The 2,621-nt window shown below is 70.0% G+C and carries 2 protein-coding genes and 1 rRNA gene; 1 reads left to right on the top strand and 2 read right to left on the bottom strand.

Features of this window, described 5'->3' with window-relative positions; translation table 11 throughout:
• Positions 1-479, bottom strand: a 479-nt coding sequence (locus VJR25_RS11750) for a response regulator transcription factor (RefSeq protein WP_324115194.1), incomplete at its 3' end; no start/stop codon positions are given.
• Complete coding sequence (locus tag VJR25_RS11745) at positions 476-1,036, bottom strand: sensor histidine kinase (protein ID WP_324115192.1); 561 nt, start codon at positions 1,034-1,036, stop codon at positions 476-478. The genes VJR25_RS11745 and VJR25_RS11750, both read right to left, overlap by 4 nt.
• Positions 1,037-1,840: 804 nt before the next feature.
• On the opposite strand from VJR25_RS11745, the gene VJR25_RS11740 reads away from it, so the two are divergent.
• A 16S ribosomal RNA gene (locus VJR25_RS11740) occupies positions 1,841-2,621 on the top strand; the annotation flags it as partial.

Genomic DNA, 2,621 nt, shown 5'->3' with positions numbered 1-2,621 from the left:
CTCACCTCGACGATCGGTGTCGCGTCGCGTGCCGTGAAGTACGCGTCCCCGCGGCGCACGCGGTCGATCGCGTCGACGAGTGCGTCCGCGCTCGCCGTCTTCGACACGAACGCCGACGCGCCGCTCCCGCGACAGCGGCGGACGAGGTTCTCGTCGGTCGTACCGGTGAGCGCGATCACCGCCGTGGCGGGTGACGCCGCGCGGACGCGCCGGATGCCCCGCACACCGTCGACGTCGCCGTTCTCGTCGTCGCGGCCGGCGCCGTCGTTGCCGTCGTTGCCGTCGCCACCGTCGTCGTCGAAGACGAGGTCCATGAGGCACACGTCGAAGCGGTCGGCGCGCACGGCGTCCTCGGCGGCACCGGGATGGCGGCACACGACGGCCTCGACACCGCGAGTGCGCAGGAGCTTCGCGACCGCCTCGGCGAACACGGCGTGGTCGTCGCAGAGCAGTACGCGTGCGGGCCGTTCGCCGTTCATGCGGTTACACAGCCCGTCGTCGTCCACGCCGGCGCCGCGGCGGGGAGTGTCACGACGACCTCGGTCCCGCCGCCCGGGACACCCGCCGCGTCGAGCGAGCCTCCGAGCGTGTCGAGCAGACGGTCCACGACCTCCAGCCCGATGCCGGCCGTCCACGGTGGCGCGCAGCCCGCTCCGGTGTCGCGCACCCGCACGACGACCGCGCCCGGATGCGCGCCGACGGCCACGGCCACGGTCACCGCGCCGGCCGGACCCGCCGCGCGGCACGCGTTGTGGACGAGGTTCGTGAGCACGCGCCACACCGTCGCGTGATCGCAGGCGACGTCGACCGCCGGGCCGCGACACGTCACGGGGATGCCGAAGACCACGGCCTGCGCGCGGGCGACGTCACGCGCGACGGCGCCGAGATCGCACGCGCGGGTGACCGCCCCGCCCACGTCGGGAGCGAGGAGCACGGTGATCCGGTCGACCTCCCGGGTCGCGTCGTGCAGGCACGCCACGACGTCGGCCGGCAGCTGCGGGTCGCGCTCGAGCTGCGTCGTGAGCAGAGCGCGCACCGTTGCGAGGGCGAGGCGCGCATCGTGCGCGGCCCCCCGGCGGGCGAAGCGTCGATCGGCTGCGCTCCGCCGGTCCGTTCGTGGCGTTGCCGGGGCGCTCGCGCGGCGCGCGGCGCCATCCCTGCCCTGGTCCATCGTGGCCCGCCCTTCGCTCGTGCCCGGACGGCGATCCCACCTCGCCCGGACTGGCGAACGCGCGGCAGGCTAACAACGCGCCTCACGTGCAACAACGGGCAGTTCTGCCCCGATTTGGCGGGCCGGGGCCGGGCCGTGGATGGGTCGGATCCGTGTACACTGCACCATCCCGGGCGCGGTGACGGCCCGGGCGGCGGAGACGCCCCGGCCGGCCGGAACCCGGTGGGCCCGGTGCACGTTTGACTCCACCGAGCGCCTCTCGTAAGATGAGGGGTCCCGCTTCCGGGACTGCGGTACGCCGCGGCCCGGTGCGAGCGGATTGACACGGACGCCTGTCGCCCCGAGCGAACGCGCAGCTCGCAACGAGCTCCGACGCTCGCAGAGCGACCGGATGGGTGTCCGCCCGAGACCAGCCCGGCCGGGTCGGCCGCGGCCTCATGACCTCGGGCAGCCGCTCCTTGAAAACGGAAGAGTGATTGCCAAAAGCCAGTGCGGGCGTCCGCGCCCTCGGCCACCGTCTCGGTGTCGAGGTCGTGAGACGTCGTCAATTCACGCACGGCGGTGCGGTTCGCCGCGCCGACGTGCCGGTTGCCGGAGCGGACGAGTGGTCCGTCCCGGCGGCTCTCAACGGATCGGAGGCCGCGTCACCTCGGTGACGGGGTCGAGATCTCGATGGAGAGTTTGATCCTGGCTCAGGACGAACGCTGGCGGCGCGCTTAACACATGCAAGTCGAGCGAGGCTCCCGACTTCGGTCGGGATGTCCTAGCGGCGAACGGGTGAGTAACACGTGAGGAACCTGCCCCGAAGACCGGGATAACACCGGGAAACCGGTGCTAATACCGGATGCCCTCATCGAGTCGCATGGATCGGTGAGGAAATGGATTCCGCTTCGGGATGGTCTCGCGGCCTATCAGCTTGTTGGTGGGGTAACGGCCTACCAAGGCGACGACGGGTAGCTGGTCTGAGAGGATGTCCAGCCACACTGGGACTGAGACACGGCCCAGACTCCTACGGGAGGCAGCAGTGGGGAATCTTGCGCAATGGGCGAAAGCCTGACGCAGCGACGCCGCGTGCGGGATGAAGGCCTTCGGGTTGTAAACCGCTTTCAGCAGGGACGATTGTGACGGTACCTGCAGAAGAAGCCCCGGCCAACTACGTGCCAGCAGCCGCGGTAATACGTAGGGGGCGAGCGTTGTCCGGATTTATTGGGCGTAAAGAGCTCGTAGGCGGTTCGGTAAGTCGGGTGTGAAATCTCCACGCTCAACGTGGAGGGGCCACTCGATACTGCCGTGACTCGAGTCCGGTAGAGGAGTGTGGAATTCCCGGTGTAGCGGTGAAATGCGCAGATATCGGGAGGAACACCAGTAGCGAAGGCGGCACTCTGGGCCGGTACTGACGCTGAGGAGCGAAAGCGTGGGGAGCAAACAGGATTAGATACCCTGGTAGTCC

The organism is Microbacterium sp. (assembly GCF_035277845.1).
Taxonomy (GTDB): Bacteria; Actinomycetota; Actinomycetes; order Actinomycetales; family Microbacteriaceae; genus Microbacterium.
Note: the sequence above shows the minus strand (reverse complement) of the source record. Positions and strands in the feature narration are given on the sequence as shown.